This is a genomic window from Micromonospora sp. DT4 (genome assembly GCF_049841675.1).
GTDB lineage: Bacteria > Actinomycetota > Actinomycetes > Mycobacteriales > Micromonosporaceae > Micromonospora.
Map to the genome: position 1 here is coordinate 1 of NZ_JBNCKT010000046.1, position 24,815 is coordinate 24,815.

The following is a 24,815-nucleotide window of genomic DNA, read 5'->3' on the forward strand; positions in this document are numbered from 1 at the left end:
CCGCACGCTCTATCGCTGGGACACCCGACCGACAACCCGCCGACTCAAGTGACGCCTATTGCCGGTCGCTCTTAGCGTTGTTTTTGGTCTGGAAACTACGGGCGGGCCCTCAGCCGACAGACCGATGCGGGGACTGCCCGCCGTCGGAAAATGGCAGGGGAGGGGGTGCCGATGACCGAGCAACCGTTCACCGACGACGAGTACGCGTTCCTGCGCCACATCCGGTTCGGGGAGCTACCGCCCACCGTCCGCCCGGAGGATCAGGTCGCCCTGACCGAGACCGATCCCGGACGGGACCGACCGGAGAAGGCCGAGGACCCGATCCGCTGGAACGTCCAGGGCTGAGAAAGCGCAGGCGGGCCGCGGGTGTCGCCACCCACGGCCCGCCTCGGGACCCCGGTCAGAAGACCGGCACGCCCTCGCGGACGAGACGCCAGTTGAGCTGGAAGAAGTCGTCCGGGTTGATGGTCCCCTCGGCCTGCGCCCAGTCGATGAGCAGCTGGCGGATCTCCTGCTGCGCGTTGTAGACCTGGGTCTTTACGATGCCGGGGAAGTTGCCGCCGCCGCTGCGCCGGTAGTTGTTCACCGCCACCACGAACTGCGCGTCGTCCGCGACCGCGGTGTCGGTGCCGGGCAGCACCAGCCGGGTGATGCGCTGGCCGACCGGCTTGGCGATGTCGATGTCGTAGTCTAGGCCGGAGATCACGTCGTAGTTGTAGTCCGGCACCGCCGGATCGTTGATCTGCTCCGGGTCGACGGTCGCGCCCGGCGCGAGGGTGCGGAAGTACTTCGCCGAGTACTCCAGGTACGCGCGTACCTCGGCGCCGCTGAGCACGACGGCTTCGAGGGTGTTGTCGTACACGTACAGGCCGGCCACGTCGCGGATCTTGACGTCGCCGGCGGGGAAGACGGCGGTACGACTGAACGGCGCCGCGATCGACAGCACCGGCAGGTCCGCGTACGCGGTGCCGGCCAGCGCCGCGCCGACCACCTCGGTCTGCACGTGGTTGATGAAGTCGAGGATCGGGGTGTCCTTGTAGCGGGACTCCGCCGCGGACAACTCCACCGTGGACGTGGCGACCACCTGGTTGACGTACGCCACGGTCTTGGCGTGCTGGGCCCGGACGGCCGCGAGTACCTTCGGGTCCTCGACGACCATGTTGGTGTTCAGCATGGTGGCGGCCCGTTTGGTGATCGTCCACCGGCCACGTTCACGGGTGAGGGTGAAGTCCATCCGGGTGAGCCGCTGGCCCCACTTCGAGGGCTCGGAGAGCAGCACCTGCGCGCCGGTCCGCTCGTTGGTGACGAACCGCTCGACCACCTCGTTGTGGGCGTGCCCGAAGAGGATCGCGTCGATCCCCGGCACCTGCTGGGCGATCAGCGCCACCGGGTTCTCGTTGGGCAGCTCCGGGCCGTAGCTGGAGGTGCCGCTGTCGCCGCCGTGCGCGGAGATCAGCACGATGTCCGCGCCGCGGGCCCGCATGATCGGCACCCACTTCGCCGCGGTCTCGACCATGTCGTCGAAGCGCAGCTTGCCCTCGACGTTGCCCCGGTCCCAGATGGCCACGCCGGGGTTGGTCAGGCCGAGGATGCCGACCCGCAGGGTCGGCGCGGCGAAGCCGAGGGAGATCTTCTTGATGACGTACGGCTGGAAGGCCGGCTTACCCGTCTTCGCGTTGACCGCGTTGGCGGCGAGGGCCGGGAAGCCGAGCTGGCGGATCCACAGGTCCAGCAGCGGCAGACCGTAGTTGAACTCGTGGTTGCCCAGCGTCACGGCGTCGTAGTCGATGACGTTCATCGCCCGCGCCATCGGGTGCTTCTCGCCGGTGGCGGTGATTGGCTCCTGCTTGGCGTAGTACGTCGCGAGGGGGGGTGCCCTGGATGGTGTCGCCGGCGTCGAGCACCAGCGTCGCCTTGCCACGTCGCTCGCGTCGGATCTGGTTGATCAGGGTCGCCAGCTTCGCGACGCCGACGTCGTTGTGCTTGCTGTCGTCGTACTCGGCGTCGCGGTAGTAGTCCCAGTTGTAGACGTTGCCGTGCGTGTCCGATGTGCCGAGCAGCGTGAGGTCCCAGGTGCGCGACCGGGCCGGGCCCGCCGCCTGGGCGGGGGCGGCGGCGATCAGCGGGGCGGTCGCCGCTGCGGCGGCGACCGCGAGCACCTGGCGACGCGACGGACCGGATCCAGAGGTCATGACGTGCCTTTCCATGGGGTTGACGCGCCTCGTGAGCGCCTCGCGCACCATAACCAGCGCCTGTCACTCCCGCTACGTCAGCCCCGTCAGCCCCGGTTTCCGCAGGACGACGCGGGGTAGGGCGATCGGGACGGAGTTCATGGGGGAGCAACCCGCCCGGCGCGAGGAGATTCGGTGAGTGAGGACCAGCACACCCAGCAGGACCCGACCAGCCAGTACGGCCAGCAGTCCGGTTCGCCGGGCCAGCAGCAGTCGCCGCCCGGCTCGACCGGGGAGATGACGCCGAAGCCGGACCACGGTGAGGAGTCGTACCGGGGTAGCGGGAGGCTGGACGGCAAGCGGGCGCTGATCACCGGCGGTGACTCGGGGATCGGCCGGGCCGTGGCGATCGCATTCGCCCGGGAGGGCGCCGATGTGCTGATCTCGTACCTCGGCGAGGAGGAGGACGCCGACGCCCGCGAGACCGTCCGACTCGTCGAGGAGGCCGGTCGGCGCGGCATCGCGGTACGCGGTGACATCCGCGATGAGGCGCACTGCCAGGAGTTGGTCGACCGGACGGTGCGCGACCTGGGTGGCATCGACATCCTGGTGAACAACGCGGCATACCAGATGTCCCAGGACAAGGGCATCCTCGGGATCAGCACCGAGCAGTTCGACCGGGTGCTCAAGACCAACCTGTACGCGATGTTCTGGCTCTGCAAGTTCGCCATCCCGCGCCTGGCCGAGGGGTCGGCGATCATCAACACGGCGTCGATCCAGGCGTTCGACCCGTCGCCGCAGTTGCTGGACTACGCCACCACCAAGGCGGGGATCGCCAACTTCACCAAGGCCCTCGCCGCCGACCTGGCGCAGCAGGGCATCCGGGTCAACGCGGTCGCGCCCGGCCCGGTCTGGACTCCGCTGATCCCGGCCACCATGCCGAAGGAGAAGGTCGAGAAGTTCGGCACCGACACCCCGGAGGGCCGGCCCGGGCAGCCGGCGGAGCTGGCCCCGGCGTACGTCTTCTTCGCCTCCCAGGAGTCCAGCTACGTCACGGGCGAGATCTTGGGGGTCACCGGCGGTCGACCGACCAAGTGATCCCGACGGCCGGGTGGTCACCGTTGGTGATCACTCGGCCTCAGCGGGGCCAGGTGGCGAAGCGTCGGCGCACCCGCGCGACGTCGTCGATGCCGAGGCCGTAGCGGCCGAAACGCGTGTCGGACAGCCGGTCGAGGTACCGTCCGGCGGCGCGGACGTCGTCCGGGTCGAGCGCGGGGTCGACCTGCCGGGCCAGCATCAGCAGTTGCGTCACGTCGTAGTGCTCCAGCGCCGCCGCCACGTCGATGAAGTCCCGGACCTCCCGCCGGTTGACCAGCGCCGCGATCTTGTTGGCGACCAGGTCGCGTACGTCCATCACCGGGCCGAGGTCCATCACGACCGGGCTCTGCTGCCGGTCGAGCCGGGCCAGGCTCAGCCGGATCTGCCGCCCGTCGCGGCTGACCACGAAGTCCTTCATGTCGCGGCCGTACCCGTCGAACAGGTCGGCGAGTTCGCTGTCCGGGTCGGCGTCGGTGACGGTGAAACCGGCGCGCTCCAGCGCGGCCCGCACCCCGGCGGAGGCCGCGGCGGCGGCACCCTCCACGTCGGCGAAGAGGTCCACGTCCTCGGTCGGCCGGGCCACCAGGCCGTGCGCGGCCCAGGCCACCCCGCCGCCGAGCACGAACCGGTACGGCCCGGCGGCGGTCAACGCCACCCGGGCGACCTCCCGGTAGAAGTCGTGCAGGTGTGGTGCGATCACGCCGCGCGCAGGCCGCGGTGCCGGCTCTCCCAGGCGAGGCGGACGCCCCGGGGGAGGTTGAGCAGCCGCCACACCCGCCGCAGTGTGCGCCCGTTGATCAGGGCGCGCAGGTCGTCGGCGCTGGCCGTCTCACGCAGCACGTTCTCGTACATCCAGAGCAGTTGGTCGGGGTCGCCGAGGTCGAAGGTGCGCTCGGCGTTCCACATCAACCGCACCGGCAACTCCACCAGGCCGCGGGTGGGGCCGGCCAGCTCGGTGAGCGTTCGCGCCACGACGGCCGGACGACCCGGGCGGGTCAGGAAGACCACGCCGGTCGCGGGGGGCGAGACGGCCTGCATGGTGTCAGGGTAACCGCCCGCCGGGCCGGGTGTCGCTCAGGAGCGTGCGACGTGGGTGATGAGTTTTCGTGCTCGCGCCCGTCATAGGTGGGACGGGATACGACGGGACGGGAGCATGACGTGATGGGTACGGAGACGCGGGGCGGGGAACGGGGCCCTCTGGCCGAGGTCGACGAGGTGGTCTTCGCGGGGTTGGCGCAGCGGCCCCGGCGGGAGTTGCACGTGTACTGCTAGCCGCCCTCGTCGTGCTGCACCTCGCCGCCGCGGCGGTGATGATTGCGGCCCTGACGTGGCGCCTGGGCCGGTGGGACCGTCCCCGCGAGAGGCAGCGACCCCTCGATTAGCGAAGACTCACCGTCTGACCTATGTTCGTGAGGTCGCTCGCGTGGAAGGGGGTGTCGGGGATGGGTCTGCGGACGTTCGTCGAGGGTTGGCCGGTGTACCGCCAGCTCACCGGCACGGACCCGTTGGGGCGGGGGGCGGCGGCCAAGTCGGCGCGCTCGGCTGCCCTGACCGCCCGCACCGGGGACGCCGAGAGCGTGGCCCGGTCCGTCTGCCCGTACTGCGCGGTGGGGTGTGGCCAGCGGGTGTACGTCGCCGACGGGCAGGTCACGCAGATCGAGGGTGATCCGGACAGTCCGATCTCGCGGGGCCGGCTGTGTCCGAAGGGGGCGGCGAGTAAGAGCCTGGTGACGAGTCCGCTGCGCCAGACCACGGTCCGCTACCGCCGGCCCTACTCGACGCAGTGGGAGGACCTCGACCTCGACACGGCACTCGACATGATCGCCGACCGGATTCTCGCGGCACGCGAGGAGACCTGGGAGGACCGCGACGACGAGGGTCGGCCGCTGAACCGGACGTTGGGGATCTCCAGTCTGGGTGGGGCGACGCTGGACAACGAGGAGAATTACCTCATCAAGAAGTTGTTCACCGCGATGGGGGCGTTGCAGATCGAGAACCAGGCCCGTATTTGACACTCCGCCACCGTCCCCGGTCTGGGGGCCAGCTTCGGTCGTGGCGGTGCGACGGACTTCCAGCAGGACATCGCCAACGCTGACGTCATCGTCATTCAGGGTTCGAACATGGCGGAAGCCCACCCGGTGGGGTTCCAGTGGGTGATGGAGGCCAAGCGTCGTGGCGCGAAGGTCTTCCACGTCGACCCGCGGTTCACGCGGACGAGCGCGGTCGCTGACGCGTACCTGCCGATCCGGGCGGGGACGGATATCGCGCTGCTGGGTGGGGTGATCCGGTACATCCTCGACAACGAGCTGGACTTCCGCGAGTACGTCCTGGCGTACACCAACGCGGCGACGATCGTCAGCGACCAGTTCAAGGACACCGAGGACGGCGACGGGTTCTTTTCCGGCTTCGATCCCGAGACCGGCAGCTACGTGCAGGACAGTTGGCAGTACGAGGGGCACGAGGATTCTTCGGGCAGTGGACACACCGCGAAGGAGCGGGACACCGCCGCCGGCCTGCGGCACGAGTCGCACGGTGCGCAGGTGGGTGGGCAGACCCAGCGGGACGAGACGTTGCAGCATCCCCGCTGCGTGTACCAGATCCTCAAGCGGCACTACGCGCGCTACACCCCGGAGATGGTGGAGCGGGTTTGCGGTATCCCGCAGGACAAGTTCCTGGAACTGGCCCAGGCGTGGACGGCGAACTCGGGCCGGGAACGCACCGGCATGTTGGTCTACTCCGTGGGCTGGACGCAGCACAGTGTCGGCGTGCAGTACATCCGCGCCGGAGCGATCATTCAACTCCTGCTGGGCAACATGGGTCGCCCCGGTGGCGGGGTGATGGCGCTGCGCGGGCACGCCAGCATCCAGGGTTCCACCGACATCCCCACCCTGTTCAACCTGCTACCCGGCTACCTGCCCATGCCCCACCACGCCGACCACCCCACCTTCGACGAGTGGGTGGACAGCATCCGCCATCCGGGGCAGAAGGGGTTCTGGGGCAACGCCGGGTCGTTCGCGGCTAGCCTGCTCAAGGCGTACTGGGGGGATGCCGCGACTCCGGAGAACGACTTCGGCTACGGCTACCTGCCGCGGATGACCGGCGACCACGGCACCTACCAGCAGGTCCTGGACATGATCGACGGGAAGATCAAGGGGTACTTCCTGCTCGGGCAGAACCCGGCCGTCGGTTCCGCGCACGGCCGTGCGCAACGCCTCGGCATGGCCAACCTCGACTGGCTGGTCGTCCGAGACCTGTTCATGATCGAGAGCGCCACCTTCTGGAAGAACGGCCCCGAGGTGGCCACCGGCGAGATCGTGCCCGAGGAGTGCCGGACCGAGGTGTTCTTCCTGCCCGCCGCCTCGCACGTGGAGAAGGAGGGCACGTTCACCCAGACGCAGCGGTTGTTGCAGTGGCGGGAGAAGGCCGTCGAGCCGCCCGGCGACGCCCGCTCCGAGCTGTGGTTCTTCTACCACCTGGGCCGCCGGCTGCGGGAGAAGCTGGCCGGCTCGCCGCTGCCGCGCGACCGGGCGCTGCTCGATCTCACCTGGGATTACCCCACGCACGGTCCGAACGCGGAGCCCAGCGCCGAGTCCGTGCTGCGCGAGATCAACGGGTACGACGTGACGACCGGCCGGCCACTGTCCAGCTTCGCCGAGGCCCAGGCCGACGGCTCCACGGCCATCGGCTGCTGGATCTACACCGGCGTGTACGCCGACGGCGTGAACCAGGCCGCCCGGCGCAAGTCCCGACACGAGCAGGACTGGGTGGCCGCCGAGTGGGGTTGGGCGTGGCCGGCGAACCGCCGGATCCTCTACAACCGCGCCTCGGCCGACCCGGACGGCAACCCGTGGAGCGAGCGCAAGAAGTACGTCTGGTGGGATCCGGACAAGGCCGAGTGGACCGGCTACGACGTGCCGGACTTCGAGAAGACCAAACCGCCGTCGTACCGCCCGCCGGCCGGCGCGTCCGGGCCGGAGGGGATCGCCGGTGACGACCCGTTCGTCATGCAGGGCGACGGCAAGGGTTGGCTGTATGCGCCGAGCGGCGTCCTGGACGGGCCGCTGCCCACCCACTACGAGCCGGTCGAGTCGCCGGTGCGCAACCCGCTCTACCGCCAGCAGGCCAACCCGACGCGCAAGTCGTACGCGCACCCGGTGAACTCGGTCAATCCGAGCCCGCCCCAGGAGCACAGCCAGGTCTTCCCGTACGTGTTCACGGTCAGCCGGCTCACCGAGCACCACACCGCCGGCGGCATGAGCCGGACGGTGCGCCCGCTGGCCGAGTTGCAGCCGGAGATGTTCGTCGAGGTGTCACCCGCGCTGGCCGCCGAGACCGGGTTGGTCCACCTGGGGTGGGCGCATCTGGTCAGCGGTCGGGCGGTGATCGAGGCGAAGGTGCTGGTGACCGACCGGCTCACGCCGCTGCGGGTGGAGGGTCGGGCCATCCATCAGGTGTGGCTGCCGTACCACTTCGGTTTCGAGGGCCTGGTCACCGGCGACTCGGCCAACGACCTGTTCGGCATCACCCTCGACCCCAACGTCCTGATCCAGGAGAGCAAGGTGGGCACCTGCGACGTGCGGCCCGGCCGCCGTCCCACCGGGCGGGCGCTGCTCGACCTGGTGGCCGACTACCAGCGCCGTGCCGGGATCACCCCGGGTGGGCCCGCGCCGGCCGTCACCACCGACCAGGACGCGGAGGGCAGCGGTGATTCCTGATCCGAACAGCCTTTACGGACCGCTGGACCCGGCGCCCGAGGCCGGGTATGAGAACGCGCCGCCCCGGATGGGGTTCTTCACCGACACCAGTGTCTGCATCGGCTGCAAGGCCTGCGAGGTCGCGTGCAAAGAGTGGAACGGTGTCCCGGAGGGCGGCCTGGACCTGCTGGGCATGTCGTACGACAACACGGGCGCGTTGACCGCGAACTCGTGGCGGCACGTGGCGTTCGTCGAGCAGCCGCGCCCGGCCGGGCATGGCGCCGCGTCGTCGGACGTCCTCGGCGCGCCGGTCGACGCCGGCCGTGACCGGCCGGCCGAGTCGGGGGCGGGACCGCAGTTCCTGGGTATGCCGGGGGCGCAGCCGCCGGGCCGGGGCACGGGCGTCGGTGAGCGCACCGATTTTCGGTGGTTGATGATGTCGGATGTGTGCAAGCACTGCACGCATGCGGCGTGTCTGGATGTGTGTCCGACGGGTTCGTTGTTCCGGACGGAGTTCGGGACGGTGGTGGTGCAGGAGGACATCTGCAACGGGTGTGGGTACTGCATTTCGGCGTGTCCGTACGGGGTGATCGATCAGCGTAAGGGCGATGGTCGGGCGTGGAAGTGCACGCTCTGCTACGACCGGTTGGGTGCGGGGATGACCCCGGCGTGCGCCCAGGCGTGCCCGACCGAGTCGATCCAGTACGGGCCCCTGGACGAGTTGCGTGAACGCGCGGCCGCCCGGGTCGAGACGCTGCACGAGCGGGGGGTCCCCGAGGCGCGGCTGTACGGGCACGACCCGAACGACGGTGTAGGTGGTGACGGCGCGTTCTTCCTGCTGCTCGACGAGCCCGAGGTGTACGGGCTGCCGCCCGATCCGGTGGTGACCACCCGTGACCTGCCGAAGATGTGGAAACGTGCGGGGCTCGCCGCGCTCGCCATGGCGGCGGCGACCGTCGCCGCGTTCGTCGGAGGATCCTCATGACCCCACCAGGCCCTGTGGGCGACAGGTTTCGTCGCTTCCGGGAGCGGCTCGCCGCCGAGGGCGGTGACCGGCCACAGTCGAGCGACCAGCGGACCGACGCCGCGAGCGGTGACAGTCACGCGCGCGACGGAAACACCGCCGACAGCCGCCGGGGCGATCTCTCGGTGCGGCGGAGCCCCGAAGCCCCCGGCCGGCGGGGCAGGCGACGCGGCGGCGGTGAAGAGCTGCGGGTGCCGGAGGCCGAGTTCACCTCGTACTACGGTCGGCCCGTCCTCAAGGCCCCGGTCTGGAAGTGGGACATCGCCGCGTACCTGTTCACCGGCGGGCTGGCTGCCGGCTCGTCGTTGCTGGCCGCGGGGGGCCAGCTCACCCGTCGGCCGGTGTTGCGTCGCGCCGGCCGGGTCACCGCGCTGGGCGCAGTCAGCGTCAGCGCGGTCTTCCTGGTCAGGGACCTGGGCCGGCCGGAGCGGTTCCACCACATGCTGCGGGTCGCCAAGTTGACCTCACCGATGTCGGTGGGCACCTGGATCCTCACCGCGTTCGGACCGGCCGCCGGCGTGGCCGCGATCGCCGAGACCGCCGGCTGGCTGCCCCGGCGCGGGCTGCTCGGGTTGGTCGGCCGCGCCCTGCCGCCGGCCGGGCACGCCGCCGGGCTGGTCGCCGCCGTCACCGCGCCGGCCCTGGCGACGTACACCGGGGTCCTGCTCGCCGACACGGCGGTGCCGTCGTGGCATGAGGCGTACCCCGAGTTGCCGGTGATCTTCGCGGGCAGCGCGCTGGCCAGCGGCGCTGGCGTGGGTCTGCTCGCCGCGCCGCTGGCGCAGGTCGGCCCGGCCCGCCGGATGGCGGTGGCCGGTGCGGCTCTGGAGCTGTACGGCGCGCATCGGGTGGAGACCCGCCTCGGGTTGCTCAGTGAGCCCTACCGGTCGGGGCGACCCGGTTGGCTGCTGCGCGCCGGTCGGCTGCTGACCGCCGCCGGGGTGGCCGGGGTGCTGCTCGGCCGGCGCAGTCGCGCGGTCGGGGCGTTGTCCGGGGCCGCGTTGCTGGGCGCGTCGGTCGCCACGCGGTTCGGCATCTTCTACGGGGGCGTCGCGTCGGCGCGCGACCCCCGCTACACCGTCGTACCGCAACGCGAGCGGGTGAACGCCCGGCGGAGCACGGTGGATCCGGCGACTGACTGAGCGGTCGCACCGGCGTTGTGATCGAATGTGCGACGGAGGCGTTCAGGCGGCTGGTGCCCCTCCCGGTCTTCAAAACCGGTGTGGTCCGGGACCCGGGCCAGGCGGGTTCGATTCCCGTCCGTCTCCGCCAACGGCGGCAGGAGTGACGTGATGCGTGACGGCAGCGAGGACCCGAGGCGTCGGTTGCCCCGCACCGACACGCTGCTCGCCGATCCGCGGCTGGCGGCGGCCATCGCGGCCCTCGGCCGGGACCGGGTCAAGGCCGCCGTGGTGCGGGCGCAGGAGCGGGCCCGCCGCGGTGAGATCGCGCCCGACGAGGTGCGGGACGCCGCCGTCGCCGGGTTGCCCGCGTCAGGTCCCCGGGCGGTGCTCAACGCCACCGGTGTCGTGCTGCACACCAATCTGGGCCGGGCAGCGCTGTCACCGGACGCCGTGGCCGCGGTCGTGGCGGCCGCCGGGCACACCGACGTCGAGCTGGATCTGAGCACCGGGCGACGCGCGCGCCGGGGCCGGGACGCGCTCGACGCGCTCGCCGCCGCCGTGCCGGACGCCGCCGCCGTGCACGTGGTCAACAACGGCGCCGCCGCGCTGGTGCTGGCGGCTACGGCGCTGGCCGTCGGCCGGGAGATCGTGGTCAGCCGCGGCGAACTGGTCGAGATCGGCGACGGGTTCCGCCTGCCCGATCTGTTGGAGAGCACCGGCGGGCGCCTGCGCGAGGTGGGCACCACCAACCGCACCACGCTCGACGACTACGCCGCGGCCGTCGGCCCGCAGACCGGCTTCGTGCTGAAGGTGCACCCGTCGAACTTCCAGATCACCGGCTTCACGTCGGCGGTGCCGGTGCGACGCCTGGCCACCCTCGACGTGCCGGTGGTCGCCGACATCGGCTCCGGGCTCCTCGCGCCAGATCCGTTGCTGCCCGACGAGCCGGACGCCGCCGGCACCCTGCGCGCCGGCGCGGCGTTGGTCACCGCGAGCGGCGACAAGCTGCTCGGTGGCCCCCAGGCCGGCCTGCTGCTCGGCGACGCCGCGCTCGTCGAACGGCTGCGCCGCCACCCGCTGGCCCGGGCGCTGCGCGTGGACAAGCTCACCCTGGCCGCGCTGGCCGCCACCCTGCACCGACCGGACACGCCGACGCGGAGCGCGCTGCACGCCGACCCGGCGGCCCTGCGCCGCCGGGTGGAGTTGCTGCGCGACCGGCTCGGCGCGGACGGACGTAAGGCGGAGGTGGTGCCGGCGGTCGCCGTGGTCGGCGGCGGCGGCGCCCCCGGCGTCGAGTTGGACTCGTGGGCGCTGAGCCTGCCCGAGCGGTACGCCGAGCCACTGCGCACGGGCGAGCAGCCGGTGCTCGGCCGGGTGGTGCGGGGGCGGCTGCTGCTCGACCTGCGCTGCGTGCCCGTCGACGCCGACGACGCGGTCTTGGCGGCCGTGCTGCGCGTACCCGGGGACGATTGAGGTGTTCGTCGTCGCCACCGCCGGGCACGTCGACCACGGCAAGTCGACACTGGTCCGGGCGTTGACCGGGATGGAACCCGACCGGTGGGTTGAGGAACGCCGCCGGGGCATGACCATCGACCTGGGGTTCGCCTGGACGACGCTGCCGTCCGGGGCGACGATCGCGCTCGTCGACGTGCCCGGGCACGAGCGGTTCGTGCCGAACATGCTCGCGGGAGTCGGCCCGGTGCCGGCCGCGCTGATCGTGGTCGCCGCCGACGAGGGGTGGATGCCGCAGTCCGCCGAGCATGTGGCCGCGCTCGACGCGCTCGGCGTCGGGTACGGCCTGCTGGTGGTGACCCGCACGGACCTGGCCGACCCGACGCCCGCGGCGGAGCGTGCCCGGGCCGAGATCGCGGCGAGCAGCCTCGGCGCGGTGGAGACGGTGGCGGTCAGCGGGTTGACCGGTGCCGGGCTGCCGCAGTTGCGGGCTGCGCTGGACCGGCTCGTCGCGCGGCTGCCCGCCCCCGTCGTGGACGCCCCGGTGCGCCTCTGGGTGGACCGCAGCTTCACCGTGCGGGGCAGCGGCACCGTCGTCACCGGAACCCTGGGCGCCGGTCGGTTGCGCGTCGGCGACGTCCTGGAGTTGGCGGGGGCCGACGAACCGGTCCGGGTCCGCGGCCTGCACTGTCTGGGCGAGGCCCGACCGGAGGCGTCGGCCGTGGCCCGGGTGGCGGTCAACCTCCGGGGTACGCCCCGGGACCGGCTCGGCCGTGGTGATGCGCTGCTCACGCCGGGGCGGTTCCACCGCACCGGCCTCGTCGACGTACGGCTCGCCGGTGACCCTGCCGCCGACCTGCCGGCCACCCTCACTCTGCACGTCGGATCGGCGGCCGTGCCGGTGCGGGTCCGGCCGCTCGGCGTGGACACCGTCCGTCTTCGACTGGCCCGCCCGCTGCCGTTGCTGGTCGGCGACCGGGCGCTGCTGCGCGATCCCGGCCGTCATCACGTGGCCGGCGGCGTACGGGTCCTCGACGTCGCGCCGCCGCCGTTGTCCCGCCGGGGCGCGGCGGCTGCCCGCGCGGCGGTGCTCGACGAGTTGGACGGTCGTCCCGACCTGGCCGGTGAGCTGCGTCGCCGTCGGCTGGTCCGGGTCGGCGCGCTGCGCCGCATGGGCGTGCCGGTGCAGGCCACTCCGGTGGCCGGTGACTGGCTGGCCGACCCGGTGCACTGGCGGCGGCTCGGCGACCAGGTGACCGAGGAGGTCACCCGCTACGCGCGGGAGCACCCGTTGGAGGCGGGCATGCCGGTGGACGCGCTGCGGCAGCGTCTCGCCCTGCCCGACCGGGCGCTGGTCGAGGCGCTGGTGCGCCCGCCGCTGCGGGTGCACGCCGGCCGGATCGGCGCGGCCGCCGTGGACACCCTGCCGGAGCCGGTGGCGCGGGCCGTGCAGCGGGTCCGCGCGGAGTACGCGGACCGGCCGTTTCGCGCCCCGGAGGCGCACCACCTCGTCGATCTGGGCCTGGGCCCCCGGGAGATCGGGGCGGCGGTGCGCGCCGGCGCGTTGCTGCGGCTGGCCGACAGCGTGGTGCTGCTGCCCGACGCGCTCGACGCGGCGGTCACCGTGCTGGCCGGGCTTCCCCAGCCGTTCACCCTGTCGGCGGCCCGGCAGGCGCTGGACACCACCCGTCGGGTGGCGGTGCCGCTGCTGGAGTTGCTGGACCGGCGTGGCGTCACCCGCCGGCTGCCCGACGATGCCCGGGTCGTCGTCACCTGAGCGCCGAACCCGGCCCTCGGACCGCTCTCGTTCACCTACGGTGACGCCATGGACCCTTCGGCGGTCTGGCGGGACCGGCAGCACCAGTGGCGGATCGAGGCGTACCGCGCCCCGGACCTGCGGTTTGCCATCTACGCGACGAACGGCCCCACCGAGTCGGTGCCGCTGTGGCTGTTCGGCATGACGGCGCTGGCCCGGTGGTTGATGACGCACTCCATCTCCCTGGACGACCTGGAGGTCGACTGAGCGCCTTGTCGGCCGGAAACCGGGCCCGGAACCGTGCCCGCTGCGGTTGAGTGACCTGAGGCGGTCAACGGGGGTGCACGGTGGGCGGTCAGCTTGGGCAGTTGGCGCTGGTGGCCGTCCTGGTGCTGGTCAACGCCGCGCTCTCGGGCAGCGAGATGGCCCTGGTGACGCTGCGCGAGGGGCGGTTGCGGCGGTTGGGTCGGCGCAGTCGGGCCGGGGAGCGGCTGGTACGGCTCTCCCGGGACCCGAACCGCTATCTGGGCACCATCCAGCTCGGTATCACCCTGGCCGGGTTCCTCGCCTCGGCGGCGGCCGCCGTGTCGCTCGCTCAGCCGTTGGTCGGCCCGCTGAGTTTCCTCGGCGCGGCGGCCCGCCCGGCCGCGGTGCTGCTGGTGACGGTGGCCCTGACCTTCGTCACACTGGTGGTGGGCGAGTTGGCGCCGAAGCGCCTGGCCATGCAGCGCGCCGAGCGGTGGGCGCTGCTCAGCGCCGGGCCGCTGGACCTGCTGGCCCGGGTGTCCCGCCCGGCGGTGTGGCTGCTCAGCTTGGCGACCGACGCGGTGGTCCGCCTGGCCGGCGGGAACCCACGGGCCAGCCGTGAGGAGACGACGGAGGAGGAGCTGCGGGAGATGCTGGCCAGTCAGCGGGGTCTGTCGACGCAGCAGCGGGAGATCCTGACCGGCGCGTTCGACATCGCCGGTCGGACGCTGCGGGAGATCCTGGTGGCCCGCCGGGAGGTGACCACGCTGCCGACCGATCTGTTCGCCGGCCAGGGCGTACGCCTGCTCGGCGCGGCCGGCCGGTCCCGCGCGCCGGTGGTCGGCCCGGGTGGCCTGGACGAGGTGATTGGCGTGGTGCACATCCGCGACCTGGTGCGGGCCGAGGGCGGCACGGTGGGGGAGCGGGCTCGACCGCCGCTGCTGCTGCCGGTCACCCTGCCGGTCGCCGACGCGCTGCGCCAGCTGCGCCAGGAGCACCAGCAGTTGGCCCTCGTCGTGGACGAGCACGGCGGCGTCGACGGCATCGTCACGTTGGAGGATCTGTTGGCCGAGGTCGTCGGGGAGTTGTACGACGAGACCGACCGCGACGTGCACGGCGTGGTCCGGGAGTCGGGCGGGTCGCTGCTGGTGCCCGGTGACTTCCCCCTGCACGATCTGCCCGATGTGGGGGTGCGGCTGAGCTTCCCCCTGTCCCGGGAGTACACGACGGTGGCCGGGCTGGTGCTGGCCCGGTTGGGGCACCTGCCGGGGGCGCCGGGCGAGACGGTGCGGTTGCCCGGGTTGACCATGGAGGTGGTGGAGGTCGCCGACCGGGCGGTGCGGCGCGTCCGGCTGCGCGGCTTCGTCACCGAGCGCTGAGCATCGCCCAAAAGAGGGACAATACGCGCGAAACACCCTTACGCGGCTGCCGCGCACCTACCGTGCGGTACGTGAAGGACCGAGGGTTGCGTACGTTCGTCACCGTCCTCGCCGGCCTCGCGGTGATCTATTTCGGCAGCACCGGCCGCAGCCCCGAGGAGGGCCGTGGCATCTCCGGCGGGGTCATCGTCCTGGCGCTGCTCGCCGCGCTGCTGGTGTGGCACCTCACCCGGCCGGGAGACAAGACCGTCAAGTGAGCGGCTCACCCGGCGGCGACGCGGGTGACCTCGCCGGCTGACTCCTCGCCGAGCGCCACCCGGACCAGCGCCGAGGCGAGGCGGCCGAAGTCCGGTTCGTCGACCAGGCCGGCCAGCCGGTCCGGTGAGCCCGGCAGACCGAGCCGCTTCGCGCCGGCGAGGGCCCGACGGTCGGCGTACGGGCGCAGATCGGACCAGGCCGTCTGCGCCTCGCGCAGGTAGATGTCCGCGCCGGTGGACCCGATGCCGGGAAACTCGGTGAGCCGTCGGCGTAGCCCGGCGGGGTCGCCCTGGGCCTCGCGGTGCAGCCGCCGCAGGTCGCCGTGCCAGCGGTCCAGACATAGCCGGGCGCCGGTGCCGAGCATGGTGGCGGTGCGTTCGTCGTAGCGGCGGTAGTGACCACGGCCCAGCGCGTCGACCCGCTGCTGCCAGCTCGCCGCCTCCATCGCCTGCGGTGTGCGGTAGCCGGCCGCGAACAGCTCGCGTGCGGCGTCGACCGCCACGCAGGCGCGGATGCGGGTGCTCAGCAGGGTGGCCAGCACCAGCAGTTGGTACAGCGGACCGGGGCGGTCGGAGAGCCGGATGCCGGCCTCCTCGGCGTACGTGTGGCTGCGCCGGTCCAGCAGGACCCGCACGACGGCTCGATCGTCACCCACACCACAGGGGTACCCGCCCCGCGCCCAGCTAGCCCTCCCGGACGCCCGCCGCGAAGGAGAATGCGGTCGGGTCCGGCGGGTATGCGGCCGGTGGAGGCGGTCGATGCCGCCTGCCGTACCGGGAGGGAGACACTCGTGGTCAACCCGCAGCAGGAGGAGTTCCGGCGTAACGCCAAGGGAGCGACCAGCCAGGACAGCAAGGGGCCCCAACCGACCGGGCACCCGCTCAACAGTGGCTCGTCGCGCGGGGACGCCGGTCGACCGGTGCCCAAGGGGCAGGTGTCGCCGTACGGCCCGGCGGGTGAGCCGGTCGCCGAGGACGACAGCGACACCCGCGCCTAACGATCGCGACCTGACGGCCGCCGCAACCTGTTCCAGGTGGCGGCGGCCGTCAGTCCGTACGCCAGGTGGGGGATGATGTCGGAGATCCAGTCCGAGCGCCGCCAGGTACGGGGATCACTGATGCCGAGCGCCGTGATGGACCCGTCGGTCATCGCCATGACGCCGGCGCCGAGCACACCGGTGGCCATCGGAAGCGGTTGCCGGCGGCCGCCCGCGTAGAGCGCGAACGCCATGCCGGCGGCGATGCCCAGCCCGTAGCCGATGAGGGGCCCGAGCCCCGAGCGGCGGGTTGCCGCCCGGGGCCCCGACCCCAGATCCACGTGCGCGATGTGCGCCAGCCGGTCGACGGTCTGCTCCGGCGTGCTGCTCGCCGGTCGCGCCCGAAGGGCGATGTCCAGGTAGCCGACCACGTTCAGCGCGGTGCTGCCGACCGCGCCCGCGACGGCGCCGTCGGCCAGGTCGACGCCCCTCACTTCGGGTCGCCCGGTTCGCGTTCGCTCTTGGGCCCGTAGGTGCGCTCACCGCGTACGACGCCCCGTTGGCCGCGATCCTCCTGGAGGATCCGGTTGGCGACCTGGTTGGCCTTGCCGTCGGGTACCCGACGTCCGGAGTCGTCGATCGCGTTGCGCAACCGCGCCCGCTGCTTGTCGTACGCGTTGCTGCCCGGCCGTGGTCCTGGCATCTGCTGCCTCCTTCGTCGCCGTTGGCGTACCGCGGCCGTCTACCCGTTGGGCGGCGGCCCAACCCCGGGGCTGTCAGTGGGGGCCGCGGACCACGGCGACCGGGCACCGCGCGTGGTGCAGCGCCGACTGGCTCACCGACCCCAGCAGCAACCCGGTCACCTCGCCGCGCCCCTGCCCCCCGACGACCAGCAGTTGGGCGTCGCGGGACGCCTCGGCGAGCGCCGCGCCGGCGCGCCCGCGCGTCGCCCGGCACGTCAGGCGTAACCCCGGATGGTGTGCGGCCAGCCCGTCCAGCCAGCCGGTGAGCAGCTTCTCCTGCTCGCCGTGCAGTTGCGCCTCGTCGTACACCAGGGGTTGCATGTCGCCGGGACCGCTGCTGCCGGGGTGTCGGTAGGCGTGCACCGCGCGCAGCGGCACGCCGCGCGTCACCGCGGTCTCGGCGGCGAAGTCGGCGGCGAGCAGCGACGCCGGCGAGCCGTCGATACCGACCACCACCGGCCCGTCGGGCCGGTGCGTGCCGCGGGCCACCAGCACCGGGCAGTCGGCGTACGCGCTGACCTGCACCGCCACCGAGCCGACGACGAGCGCGGAGAAGCCGCCCAGCCCACGGTCGCCGAGCACGACGAGCGCGGCGGTGGGGGACTCGCCCACCAGCACCGCGGCGGCCTCGCCGTCGATGATCTCCCCGGAGATCGTCAGTCCGGGGATGGTCGCCTCGGCCTCGGCCACCGCGGCCGCGACCAGCTCGGTGGCCCGCTGGCGCAGGCCGGCGCCCGGCGGCGCGTCGGGTGCGGGGGAGACGGGCACGTTCAGCAACGGCCAGATGAAACCGTGCACCACCCGCAGCGGTCGATGCCGGCGGACCGCCTCGACGGCGGCCAGGCGCACGGCGCGCAGGGACGGCTCCGAGCCGTCCACGCCGACCACCACGGCCGCGCTGTGCGCCGAGTTCACCGTCTCACCTCCCGCCGGGCCAGTATCGCGGGCGTGGCGGCGCGGCGGAGCGATACCGCCGGTCGGGCCCGGGTCGGTACGCTGGCGACGACCCAAGCGGGAGGAGCGGCGTCGATGGGTGAGCCGGATGAGCCGAGCACCGCCCGCATGATCGACTTCTGGCTCGGCGGGGAGCACCACTTCGACGTCGACGTGGCCGCGGCGACCGCCTTCGAGCAGGCGTACGGGCCGTGCGCGCCGGTCTTCGCGGAGCTGCGGGCGTTCCTCGGCCGGGCGGTCCGGGCGATCGTCGAGCAGGGCGTGGACGGGTTCCTGGTCTTCGGCGCGGGGGTGCCCACGATGGGCAACGTGCACGAGGTCGCCACGGAGGCCACCGTGCTCTACACCGACGTCGATCCGGTGACCGTCCGGCTGGGCCAGCGGATCCTCGCCGGCAGCGACCGGGCGGGTTACGGCTACGGCGACGCCACCGACATCGGCACCATCGACCCTGCCCAGCTGCACCGCTTCGTGCCCGGGTGGGGGCGGCGACCGGTGGGGGTGATCTTCCTCGGCCTCGCCGCGTTCCTCGGCGACGACACGCTGACCCGCACCCTCGACGAGCTGTACGCCGCCGCGGCGCCGGGCAGCCTGCTGGCCGTGGACTTCGACACCGAGGAGCTGGCCGCCCACCCGCGGGCGCTGGCGATGATGGGCCCGGCGTTCCGGATGCGCCCTCCGGCGGCGTTCGGGCAGCTGCTGGGCCGATGGACGCCGACCTCGGACGGGATCGTGCCGGTCAACCGGTGGCGGCCCGCCGGCGCGCCCGTCGACGTGCCGGACGCCTTTCATGGCGTCCTGGCGACACGTGGCGCCGACTGACCCGCGACGACGGGTTGTCCCGACGCGTCCGTATGATGCTTGCCCTGTAGCAAGTTTCTGGAGGGACGACCAAGCATGGTGGACGCGCCGGACGGGGTGTCGCGCGCGCTGCGCGAAGCCGCGCCCGACCAGTTGGCAGAGGCGGCGGACCGGGCTATCCGGGCGGCGTTGGGCGCGTCGCGCACCGACGTGTTCGTCGCCGACTACCGGATCAGCGGGCTCTGGCCCGTGCTGGATCCGGACCTGCCGGCGGCTGGGGCCCTGGCCCGGCACACCGTGGCGCAGCGCTGCTTCTCCAGCCAGCAGCCGGTGCGCGACGGTCTCGACGACGGGGCCTGCCGGCTCTACCTGCCCCTGACGGTGTGGGGGGAGCGCCTCGGTGTGCTGCTCATCGAGTTACCGACGGCGCCCGGCCCGGCGGTCACCGGCCGCGCCACCGACATCGCCGGTGACCTGGCGGTGGCGATGCGGGCCGCGGACCGGGAGACCGACCGCTACCGGCGGGCCCGACGCCGCGAGCGGCTCAGCATGGCCGCCGAGATGCAGTGGGATCTACTGCCCGGGCGCAGCGTCGCACACCGCACCTTTCACCTGGCCGGGCAGTTGGAGCCGGCATACACCGTCGGCGGGGACCACTTTGACTGGTCGTTGGACGGTGACCGGCTCACGCTGACGGTGCTCAACGGAGAGGGCAATGGTCTGGCCGCGTCGCTCCTGACGGCGGTCACGGTCAACGCGATGCGCAACGCCCGCCGCTCGGACGGCGGGCTCACGGAGCAGGCGGAACTGGCCTCGGACACGGTCTACTACCAGCATCGGGGCCGTCGGTACGTGGCCACGCTGCTGCTGGAGTTGGACATTTGCACCGGGCGGGTGCGGGCGGTCGACGCCGGTTCGCCGCATCTGCTGCGCATGCGCGGCGCGACCGTCGAGCCGATGACGTTGGACCAGCAGTTGCCGCTGGGCATGTTCGCCGAGACCCGCTACGAGCTACAGGAGTTCCAGCTCGTGCCGGGGGACCGGGTCTTCGTGGTCAGCGACGGGGTGTGGGCGGCCGAGCCGGCGGGGCGGGAGCCGTACGGACAGCGGATGATGGCCCGTTCCATGCGGGCCACACGGTTGCAGCCGGCGACCGAGGCGGTTGGTACGGTGATGCGCGAACTACACGCCTACCACGCGGATTCCGATTTGCGCGATGACGCCGTCGTCGTGTGCCTCGACTGGCATGGTCCGCGTGGGCGGGATGGCGGATGAGAGTCGCCGCCACCCTCCCGGGCAGGCACCAGCGCGACGACGGTAGGGGACATCGGGTGGAGCGACCGGCGGATCTCGCCGCGGCGATCAACGTGGCCGCAGAGACGCTGATCGCCGTGCTCGACTCGGCGGCGTCGCGGCACCAGGTGCCACCGACCCAGTTGCGGGTGCTGATGCTGATCAGTGGACGGCCGGAGACCAATGTCAACGGGCTGGCGGAGTTGCTGGACGTGGTGCCCTCCTCGGCCAGCCGACTGTGCGACCGGCTGGAGGCGACCGGCCTGTTGCGCCGGGTCGCCGATCCCCGCGACCGGCGGGAGGTGCGGCTGGTGCCCACCGCCGCCGCGTTGACCCTGCTGCGGGAGTTGGCGGAGCGGCGGCAGCGCGCGGTGCAGGCAGTCCTGGACAGGATGGCGCCCCGGACGCAGCACGAGCTGCTGGCGGCGTTGCTGGCCTTCGGGCGGGCGGCGACGCAGACGGTGCCCGAGCAGCAGACCGACCAGGCTGCGGTCCAGACGGCCTGATCCGTTCCGCTAATATCCCAGGACGCTCTAGAGGTGGTGACTCACCCCACAAGGCGGCACCACCGCGCCGACATCACACAGCGACCGGGACACGAACGAGAGCCCGATATAGTGGCAGCGCTCTTACCCGGCCCGCGATCATCGAGATCGCGGGCCGTATCAGGGCAGAGGTCCCGTCCGGGGGCCGCAGGGGAGCCGGTGGTTGCCGGCCCGACAGCGCGTACGACCTCCGCCGCGCCCGATCTCGGCCAGGCGTCGGGGCGTGCCGTGGAGGAGGTTCGGTGTCGCGTCGGCCGGCTCAGGCAGAGCACCCGCGGGACATCGGTGACCAGGCGCCCGGGGACCAGGTGCTCACCCTGCCCAACCTGATCAGCTTCGGGCGGCTGTTGGGCGTACCCCTGTTCCTCTATCTGTTCCTGGTGGCCCGCGCGGACGTGGCGGCGGTGGTGGTGCTGGCCATCGGCGGCACCACCGACTGGGTCGACGGTTGGATCGCCCGCCGGCTGCGACAGGTGAGCCGGCTCGGGGAGCTGCTCGATCCCCTCGCCGACCGGCTCTACATCCTCGCCACGCTGCTCGCCTTCACCGCCCGGGAGGTGGTGCCGTGGCAGTTCACGGCGGCGCTGCTGGCCCGGGAACTGCTGCTGCTGGCTTCGCTGGCGGTGTTGCGCCGCTTCGGGTATGGGCCGCCGCCGGTGCACTACGTGGGCAAGACCGCCACGTTCCTGCTGCTCGCGGCGTTCCCGGTGCTGCTGTTGGCCACCGAGTGGAGCGCGGCCGCGACGGCGACCGCCGCGATCGGCTGGGGGCTGGCCTGGTGGGGGCTGGTGCTCTACTGGGTGGCCGGCGCGATGTACGTGGTGCAGGCATCGCGGCTGGTGCGCGCGGCACGCGGCCGGGGAGCGGGCGCGTGAGCGCGGCCCCACCGCGGCGGCCCCGCCCGGATCGGGTGTACGCCCCGGATTTCCTCACCGAGTTGTTCCGCAACCCCCTGGACCCGGGGTACGCGGACGCGGCCGCCGCGCGCCAGCGGGCGACGCCGTCGGACGCGCCCCGGGGCTGGGCGGCGCGGTCGGTCGGCCTGGTCGTGGTGGTGGTGCTGGGCTTTCTGTTCGCGGTGGCGTATCGCCAGACGATGGCGGACGAGCCGGGGCGCGCCCAGGCCCGCTCGGGGCTGGTGGCGCAGATCAAGGAGCGGGAGAGCCAGACCGACCGGTTGTCGGCGCGGGCGGACCAGCTGCGCGAGGACGTCAGCCGGCAGCGGGATGCGGCGTTGAGCGGGTCGGCCGCGGCGCGTCTGCGGGACCTGGAGGCGAGCACCGGGCTGGGTCGGGTGCGGGGCGACGGTGTGGTGGTGCGCCTGGCGGACGCTCCGGGGAAAGCGGACGCGGTGACCGGTGCGGGCGCGGGGCCGCCGCGGGTGCTCTACAGCGATCTGCAGGGTGTGGCGAACGCGTTGTGGAGCGCTGGCGCGGAGGCGATCGCGATCAACGGGCAGCGGTTGACGTCGACGTCGACGATCCGTTCGGCGGGTGAGGCGATCCTGGTGGATTTCCGGCCGGTGACGGGGCCGTACGAGGTGTCGGCGACGGGTCCGGGGTCGATGCGGCGCAAGTTCGAGGACAGCCGGAACGCGGCGCTGATGCGGGAGGTCGCGCAGAAGACCGGTTTGTCGTTCGGTGTGCGGGAGGCGGAGGACCTCACCCTGCCGGCGGCTCCGGAGCCGCAGCTACGCTACGCCAAGCCGTCGGTCAGTCCGAGCCCTTCGGGGGCGGTTGGCCGGTCTGGCAGTCCTGGGTCGTCGGGTTCGCCGGGGGCCGCTAGTCCTTCCGGAGGTGGCGGATGATCGCGGTGCTGGCGTTGCTCGCCGGTGTGGTGCTCGGGGTGTGGCTTGATCCCACGGTGCCGGCGGCGTTGCAGCCGTACCTGCCGATCGCGGTGGTCGCCGCGTTGGACGCGGTGTTCGGTGGGGTGCGGGCGAAGTTGGACCGCATCTTCGACGACAAGCAGTTCGTGGTGTCGTTCATCTCGAACGTGCTGGTGGCTGGTCTGATCGTGTATCTGGGTGACCAGTTGGGTGTGGGCGGGCAGTTGTCCACCGGTGTGGTGGTCGTCCTGGGTGTGCGCATCTTCGGAAATGTGGCGGCGATCCGTCGGCACCTGTTCCGGGCGTAGGTTTGACAGCGATGAGCGACGAGCAGGCGGAGACGGGGACGGGTTGGCCGCAGCCGGGGGCACCGGGGCGGCCTGGTGGGCCGGCGGGTGAGCCGGATCCGCGGCCGGACGCGCCCGATCCGGACGAGTTGAGTCCGTTGGCGCCGCACGATCCGGCGCGGGAGCCGGAGCCCGGGGGTGCGGAGCCGGACCCTGACGGCGCGGAGCCGGACGTGCCGCCGGTCGATGACGGGGCGACGGTGGACCTGCGGACGGTGTCGCGTTCGGGGGAGCCGGTGGCGCCGGGGGAGCCGGTGGACGAGGCGACGGTGACGCCGCCCGCACCGGTGGTCGCGGGTCGCTCGCGGTGGAGCGCGGCCGGGGTGATGATCGCCGTGTTGTTGGCGTTGCTGGGGTTCACGCTGGTCGTGCAGTTGAAGACGACGTCGACGGATCCGACGTTGGGTGCGACGCGCCAGGAGGACCTGGTGCGGATCCTGTCGGATCTGGATGCGCGCGAGAGTCGTCTTCAGCAGGACATCCGGGCGTTGGAGGACAGTCAGCGGCAGTTGGCCTCGGGTGAGCAGGGCCGGCAGGCGGCGTTGGACGAGGCGACGCGTCGAGCCGATGAGTTGGGGATCCTGGCGGGGACGTTGCCGGCGGTGGGGCCGGGGTTGACGGTGCAGTTCTCCAGTGGTGGGGGCAAGCCGATCACGGCGAACCGGGTGTTGGACGCGGTGCAGGAGTTGCGGGGCGCGGGCGCGGAGGCGATGCAGATCTCCGGTGGTGACCGGGCGACGGTGCGGGTGATCGCGTCGACGTACTTCCTGGATGGGGAGAACGGGTCGTTGATGGTGGAGGGGCGTCGGTTGACGGGCCCTTACACGATCACGGTGATCGGTGATCCGGCGACGATGCGTACGGCGTTGAACATTCCTGGTGGGGTGGTGGCGTCGGTCGGGGGTGACGGCGGTAACGTGACGTTTGGGGAGCGTGAGGTTGCCGAGGTTTCGGCACTGCACGCGCCGACCAAGTAGGAACACGCCCGTCCGGTCTCCTGACCGGCGCGGCCGCGCCGGGCCCGGGTGGTTCGGGGCACGATGGATGAGGACGCGTCTGGTGATTCCCGAGGATCTGCGATACACCGCCGAGCATGAGTGGGTGGCGGGTGACGGTACCGGTTCGATCCGGGTCGGCATCACGCACTTCGCGCAGGACGCGCTGGGTGACATCGTGTACGTGCAGTTGCCGGAGGCGGGTGCGGTCGTGGCGGCCGGTGACTCGTTGGGTGAGATCGAGTCGACCAAGAGTGTGTCGGAGATCTACGCGCCGGTCGCGGGTACGGTGGCGGCGCGGAACGAGGCGCTGGGTGACACTCCGCAGCTGATCAACACGGATCCGTACGGTGCGGGTTGGTTGGTGGAGATCACGCCGAATGATCCGACGGCGACGGACGGGTTGCTCACGGCGGGCGCGTATCAGAAGATCACCGAAGGCTGAGTGTGCTTGATCCGGCGTGCGGGATCTCTACGCGCGTCCGGTTGCCCTGCATTTCGGCGCTGGCTAGGCTCGCCCAGTCGACCGAGAAGAACCCATTAGTTGTGCGTTGCGGAATTGCCTTCCCGGGCACGGGGAGCCAGCCGCCGGGTGTTGGAGTGCCCGGCGGCCAGACCCGCCATTACCCGACGCCGACCGAACAGATCCGTGAGGTGGTCCCATGACGCGCCCAGACGACGAGTTCCCCCCGCTCGACGTCACTTCGACGCTCAATCTCGGTTCGCTCGACGAAGTGCTGGAGGGGCCGGACACCGATGTGGTGCCGAGCCGGATGTCCGGCTCGTTGCCGCCGGGTATGGCGCTGCTGGTGGTTCGTCGCGGCCCGAATGCGGGTGCCCGGTTCCTGTTGGACCACGATGTGACGACCAGTGGCCGGCATCCGGACAGTGACATCTTCCTCGATGACGTGACGGTGTCGCGTCGGCACGCGGAGTTCCATCGTGACGGTGGGACGTTCACGGTGCGGGATGTGGGCAGCCTGAATGGCACGTACGTGAATCGTGAGCGCGTTGAGGCGGCCACGTTGAGCAATGGTGACGAGGTTCAGATCGGTAAGTTCCGGGTGGTGTTCATCGCCGGTCCGCGCCCGGAGGATGAGGCCAGCCGGGGGTGAACGAGCCTGCGGCCTC

General features: G+C 72.2%; 26 protein-coding genes, 1 tRNA gene and 1 pseudogene. 21 read left to right on the forward strand and 7 right to left on the reverse strand.

Going from position 1 to position 24,815, the window contains the following annotated elements; genetic code table 11:
* Window positions 1-171: 171 nt before the first annotated feature.
* The gene (locus ACLQ24_RS15255; RefSeq protein ID WP_425892194.1) at window positions 172-345 is read left to right on the forward strand and encodes a hypothetical protein; all 174 of its coding nucleotides are present in this window, start codon (window positions 172-174) and stop codon (window positions 343-345) included.
* A 55-nt stretch (window positions 346-400) separates the two neighbouring features.
* Here the strand turns inward: ACLQ24_RS15255 and ACLQ24_RS15260 are convergent.
* Window positions 401-2,192: pseudogene (locus tag ACLQ24_RS15260) on the reverse strand (bifunctional metallophosphatase/5'-nucleotidase).
* Window positions 2,193-2,366: 174 nt separating this feature from the next.
* Here ACLQ24_RS15260 and ACLQ24_RS15265 point away from each other — a divergent pair.
* A complete protein-coding gene (locus tag ACLQ24_RS15265; RefSeq protein ID WP_425892195.1) occupies window positions 2,367-3,269 on the forward strand; it encodes an SDR family oxidoreductase in 903 nt (300 codons plus the stop codon).
* A gap of 40 nt (window positions 3,270-3,309) precedes the next feature.
* Here ACLQ24_RS15265 and ACLQ24_RS15270 read toward each other — a convergent pair whose 3' ends face one another.
* Both ACLQ24_RS15270 and ACLQ24_RS15275 read right to left on the reverse strand, forming a co-directional pair.
* Window positions 3,310-3,969 (reverse strand): nucleotidyl transferase AbiEii/AbiGii toxin family protein, encoded by a 660-nt coding sequence (locus ACLQ24_RS15270; RefSeq protein WP_425892197.1) that lies wholly within the window; start codon window positions 3,967-3,969, stop codon window positions 3,310-3,312.
* Complete coding sequence (locus tag ACLQ24_RS15275; RefSeq protein WP_425892199.1) at window positions 3,966-4,307, reverse strand: hypothetical protein; 342 nt, start codon at window positions 4,305-4,307, stop codon at window positions 3,966-3,968. The genes ACLQ24_RS15270 and ACLQ24_RS15275 overlap by 4 nt, the downstream gene beginning before the upstream one ends.
* 404 nt (window positions 4,308-4,711) lie before the next feature.
* Here ACLQ24_RS15275 and fdh point away from each other — a divergent pair, with 404 nt between their 5' ends.
* The 9 genes from fdh to ACLQ24_RS15320 all read left to right on the forward strand — a co-directional run bounded on the left by fdh (window position 4,712) and on the right by ACLQ24_RS15320 (window position 15,201).
* A complete protein-coding gene (gene fdh / locus ACLQ24_RS15280) occupies window positions 4,712-7,984 on the forward strand; it encodes a formate dehydrogenase (RefSeq protein WP_425892200.1) in 3,273 nt (1,090 codons plus the stop codon).
* Complete coding sequence (locus tag ACLQ24_RS15285; protein ID WP_425892252.1) at window positions 7,977-8,948, forward strand: 4Fe-4S dicluster domain-containing protein; 972 nt, start codon at window positions 7,977-7,979, stop codon at window positions 8,946-8,948. Before fdh ends, ACLQ24_RS15285 begins: the two co-directional genes overlap by 8 nt.
* Window positions 8,945-10,129, forward strand: coding sequence for an NrfD/PsrC family molybdoenzyme membrane anchor subunit (gene nrfD, locus ACLQ24_RS15290; protein ID WP_425892201.1), 1,185 nt, complete (start codon window positions 8,945-8,947; stop codon window positions 10,127-10,129). The genes ACLQ24_RS15285 and nrfD overlap by 4 nt, the downstream gene beginning before the upstream one ends.
* A 34-nt stretch (window positions 10,130-10,163) precedes the next feature.
* Window positions 10,164-10,259, forward strand: a tRNA-Sec gene (locus ACLQ24_RS15295).
* A gap of 20 nt (window positions 10,260-10,279) precedes the next feature.
* Window positions 10,280-11,584 (forward strand): L-seryl-tRNA(Sec) selenium transferase, encoded by a 1,305-nt coding sequence (gene selA, locus ACLQ24_RS15300; protein ID WP_425892203.1) that lies wholly within the window; start codon window positions 10,280-10,282, stop codon window positions 11,582-11,584.
* 1 nt (window position 11,585) lies between these two features.
* The gene (gene selB / locus ACLQ24_RS15305) at window positions 11,586-13,340 is read left to right on the forward strand and encodes a selenocysteine-specific translation elongation factor (RefSeq protein ID WP_425892205.1); all 1,755 of its coding nucleotides are present in this window, start codon (window positions 11,586-11,588) and stop codon (window positions 13,338-13,340) included.
* A 48-nt stretch (window positions 13,341-13,388) separates the two neighbouring features.
* Window positions 13,389-13,586, forward strand: coding sequence for a hypothetical protein (locus tag ACLQ24_RS15310; RefSeq protein WP_145781709.1), 198 nt, complete (start codon window positions 13,389-13,391; stop codon window positions 13,584-13,586).
* A gap of 80 nt (window positions 13,587-13,666) precedes the next feature.
* Window positions 13,667-14,944, forward strand: a complete 1,278-nt coding sequence (locus tag ACLQ24_RS15315; RefSeq protein WP_425892206.1) for a hemolysin family protein — start codon at window positions 13,667-13,669, stop codon at window positions 14,942-14,944.
* 71 nt (window positions 14,945-15,015) lie between these two features.
* A complete protein-coding gene (locus ACLQ24_RS15320) occupies window positions 15,016-15,201 on the forward strand; it encodes a hypothetical protein (RefSeq protein ID WP_355244916.1) in 186 nt (61 codons plus the stop codon).
* A 5-nt stretch (window positions 15,202-15,206) separates the two neighbouring features.
* On the opposite strand, the gene ACLQ24_RS15325 is transcribed toward ACLQ24_RS15320, so the two are convergent.
* Window positions 15,207-15,857, reverse strand: a complete 651-nt coding sequence (locus tag ACLQ24_RS15325) for a hypothetical protein (RefSeq protein ID WP_425892208.1) — start codon at window positions 15,855-15,857, stop codon at window positions 15,207-15,209.
* Between the two features lie 135 nt (window positions 15,858-15,992).
* Between ACLQ24_RS15325 and ACLQ24_RS15330 the strand changes: the two genes are divergently transcribed.
* Window positions 15,993-16,199 (forward strand): hypothetical protein, encoded by a 207-nt coding sequence (locus ACLQ24_RS15330; RefSeq protein WP_425892210.1) that lies wholly within the window; start codon window positions 15,993-15,995, stop codon window positions 16,197-16,199.
* Here the strand turns inward: ACLQ24_RS15330 and ACLQ24_RS15335 are convergent.
* The 3 genes from ACLQ24_RS15335 to ACLQ24_RS15345 form a co-directional block, all read right to left on the reverse strand.
* Window positions 16,196-16,672 carry a hypothetical protein gene (locus ACLQ24_RS15335; RefSeq protein WP_425892212.1) on the reverse strand — a complete coding sequence of 159 codons (477 nt, stop codon included), beginning with the start codon at window positions 16,670-16,672 and terminating at the stop codon, window positions 16,196-16,198. The genes ACLQ24_RS15330 and ACLQ24_RS15335 overlap by 4 nt on opposite strands.
* Window positions 16,669-16,881, reverse strand: coding sequence for a phosphatidylethanolamine-binding protein (locus ACLQ24_RS15340; protein ID WP_088948250.1), 213 nt, complete (start codon window positions 16,879-16,881; stop codon window positions 16,669-16,671). Before ACLQ24_RS15340 ends, ACLQ24_RS15335 begins: the two co-directional genes overlap by 4 nt.
* 73 nt (window positions 16,882-16,954) lie before the next feature.
* Window positions 16,955-17,836, reverse strand: a complete 882-nt coding sequence (locus ACLQ24_RS15345; protein WP_425892214.1) for a universal stress protein — start codon at window positions 17,834-17,836, stop codon at window positions 16,955-16,957.
* A 114-nt stretch (window positions 17,837-17,950) separates the two neighbouring features.
* Here ACLQ24_RS15345 and ACLQ24_RS15350 point away from each other — a divergent pair, with 114 nt between their 5' ends.
* The 9 genes from ACLQ24_RS15350 to odhI all read left to right on the forward strand — a co-directional run bounded on the left by ACLQ24_RS15350 (window position 17,951) and on the right by odhI (window position 24,799).
* Window positions 17,951-18,697 carry an SAM-dependent methyltransferase gene (locus tag ACLQ24_RS15350; protein WP_425892216.1) on the forward strand — a complete coding sequence of 249 codons (747 nt, stop codon included), beginning with the start codon at window positions 17,951-17,953 and terminating at the stop codon, window positions 18,695-18,697.
* A gap of 75 nt (window positions 18,698-18,772) precedes the next feature.
* The gene (locus ACLQ24_RS15355; RefSeq protein ID WP_425892218.1) at window positions 18,773-19,951 is read left to right on the forward strand and encodes a PP2C family protein-serine/threonine phosphatase; all 1,179 of its coding nucleotides are present in this window, start codon (window positions 18,773-18,775) and stop codon (window positions 19,949-19,951) included.
* A 56-nt stretch (window positions 19,952-20,007) separates the two neighbouring features.
* Window positions 20,008-20,475: a MarR family winged helix-turn-helix transcriptional regulator gene (locus ACLQ24_RS15360; RefSeq protein ID WP_425892220.1), complete on the forward strand. Its 468-nt coding sequence runs from the start codon at window positions 20,008-20,010 to the stop codon at window positions 20,473-20,475.
* Window positions 20,476-20,756: 281 nt separating this feature from the next.
* Window positions 20,757-21,389, forward strand: a complete 633-nt coding sequence (locus ACLQ24_RS15365) for a CDP-alcohol phosphatidyltransferase family protein (RefSeq protein WP_425892222.1) — start codon at window positions 20,757-20,759, stop codon at window positions 21,387-21,389.
* Complete coding sequence (locus ACLQ24_RS15370) at window positions 21,386-22,321, forward strand: DUF881 domain-containing protein (RefSeq protein WP_425892223.1); 936 nt, start codon at window positions 21,386-21,388, stop codon at window positions 22,319-22,321. The genes ACLQ24_RS15365 and ACLQ24_RS15370 overlap by 4 nt, the downstream gene beginning before the upstream one ends.
* Entirely contained in the window at window positions 22,318-22,650 is a 333-nt protein-coding gene (locus ACLQ24_RS15375; protein WP_007460356.1) for a small basic family protein, read from the forward strand. The genes ACLQ24_RS15370 and ACLQ24_RS15375 overlap by 4 nt, the downstream gene beginning before the upstream one ends.
* Before the next feature lie 11 nt (window positions 22,651-22,661).
* A complete protein-coding gene (locus ACLQ24_RS15380) occupies window positions 22,662-23,666 on the forward strand; it encodes a DUF881 domain-containing protein (protein WP_425892225.1) in 1,005 nt (334 codons plus the stop codon).
* 82 nt (window positions 23,667-23,748) lie between these two features.
* Window positions 23,749-24,129 (forward strand): glycine cleavage system protein GcvH, encoded by a 381-nt coding sequence (gcvH, locus tag ACLQ24_RS15385; protein ID WP_425892227.1) that lies wholly within the window; start codon window positions 23,749-23,751, stop codon window positions 24,127-24,129.
* Window positions 24,130-24,346: 217 nt separating this feature from the next.
* Entirely contained in the window at window positions 24,347-24,799 is a 453-nt protein-coding gene (gene odhI, locus ACLQ24_RS15390) for an oxoglutarate dehydrogenase inhibitor Odhl (protein WP_425892228.1), read from the forward strand.
* The last annotated feature ends 16 nt before the right edge of the window (window positions 24,800-24,815 follow it).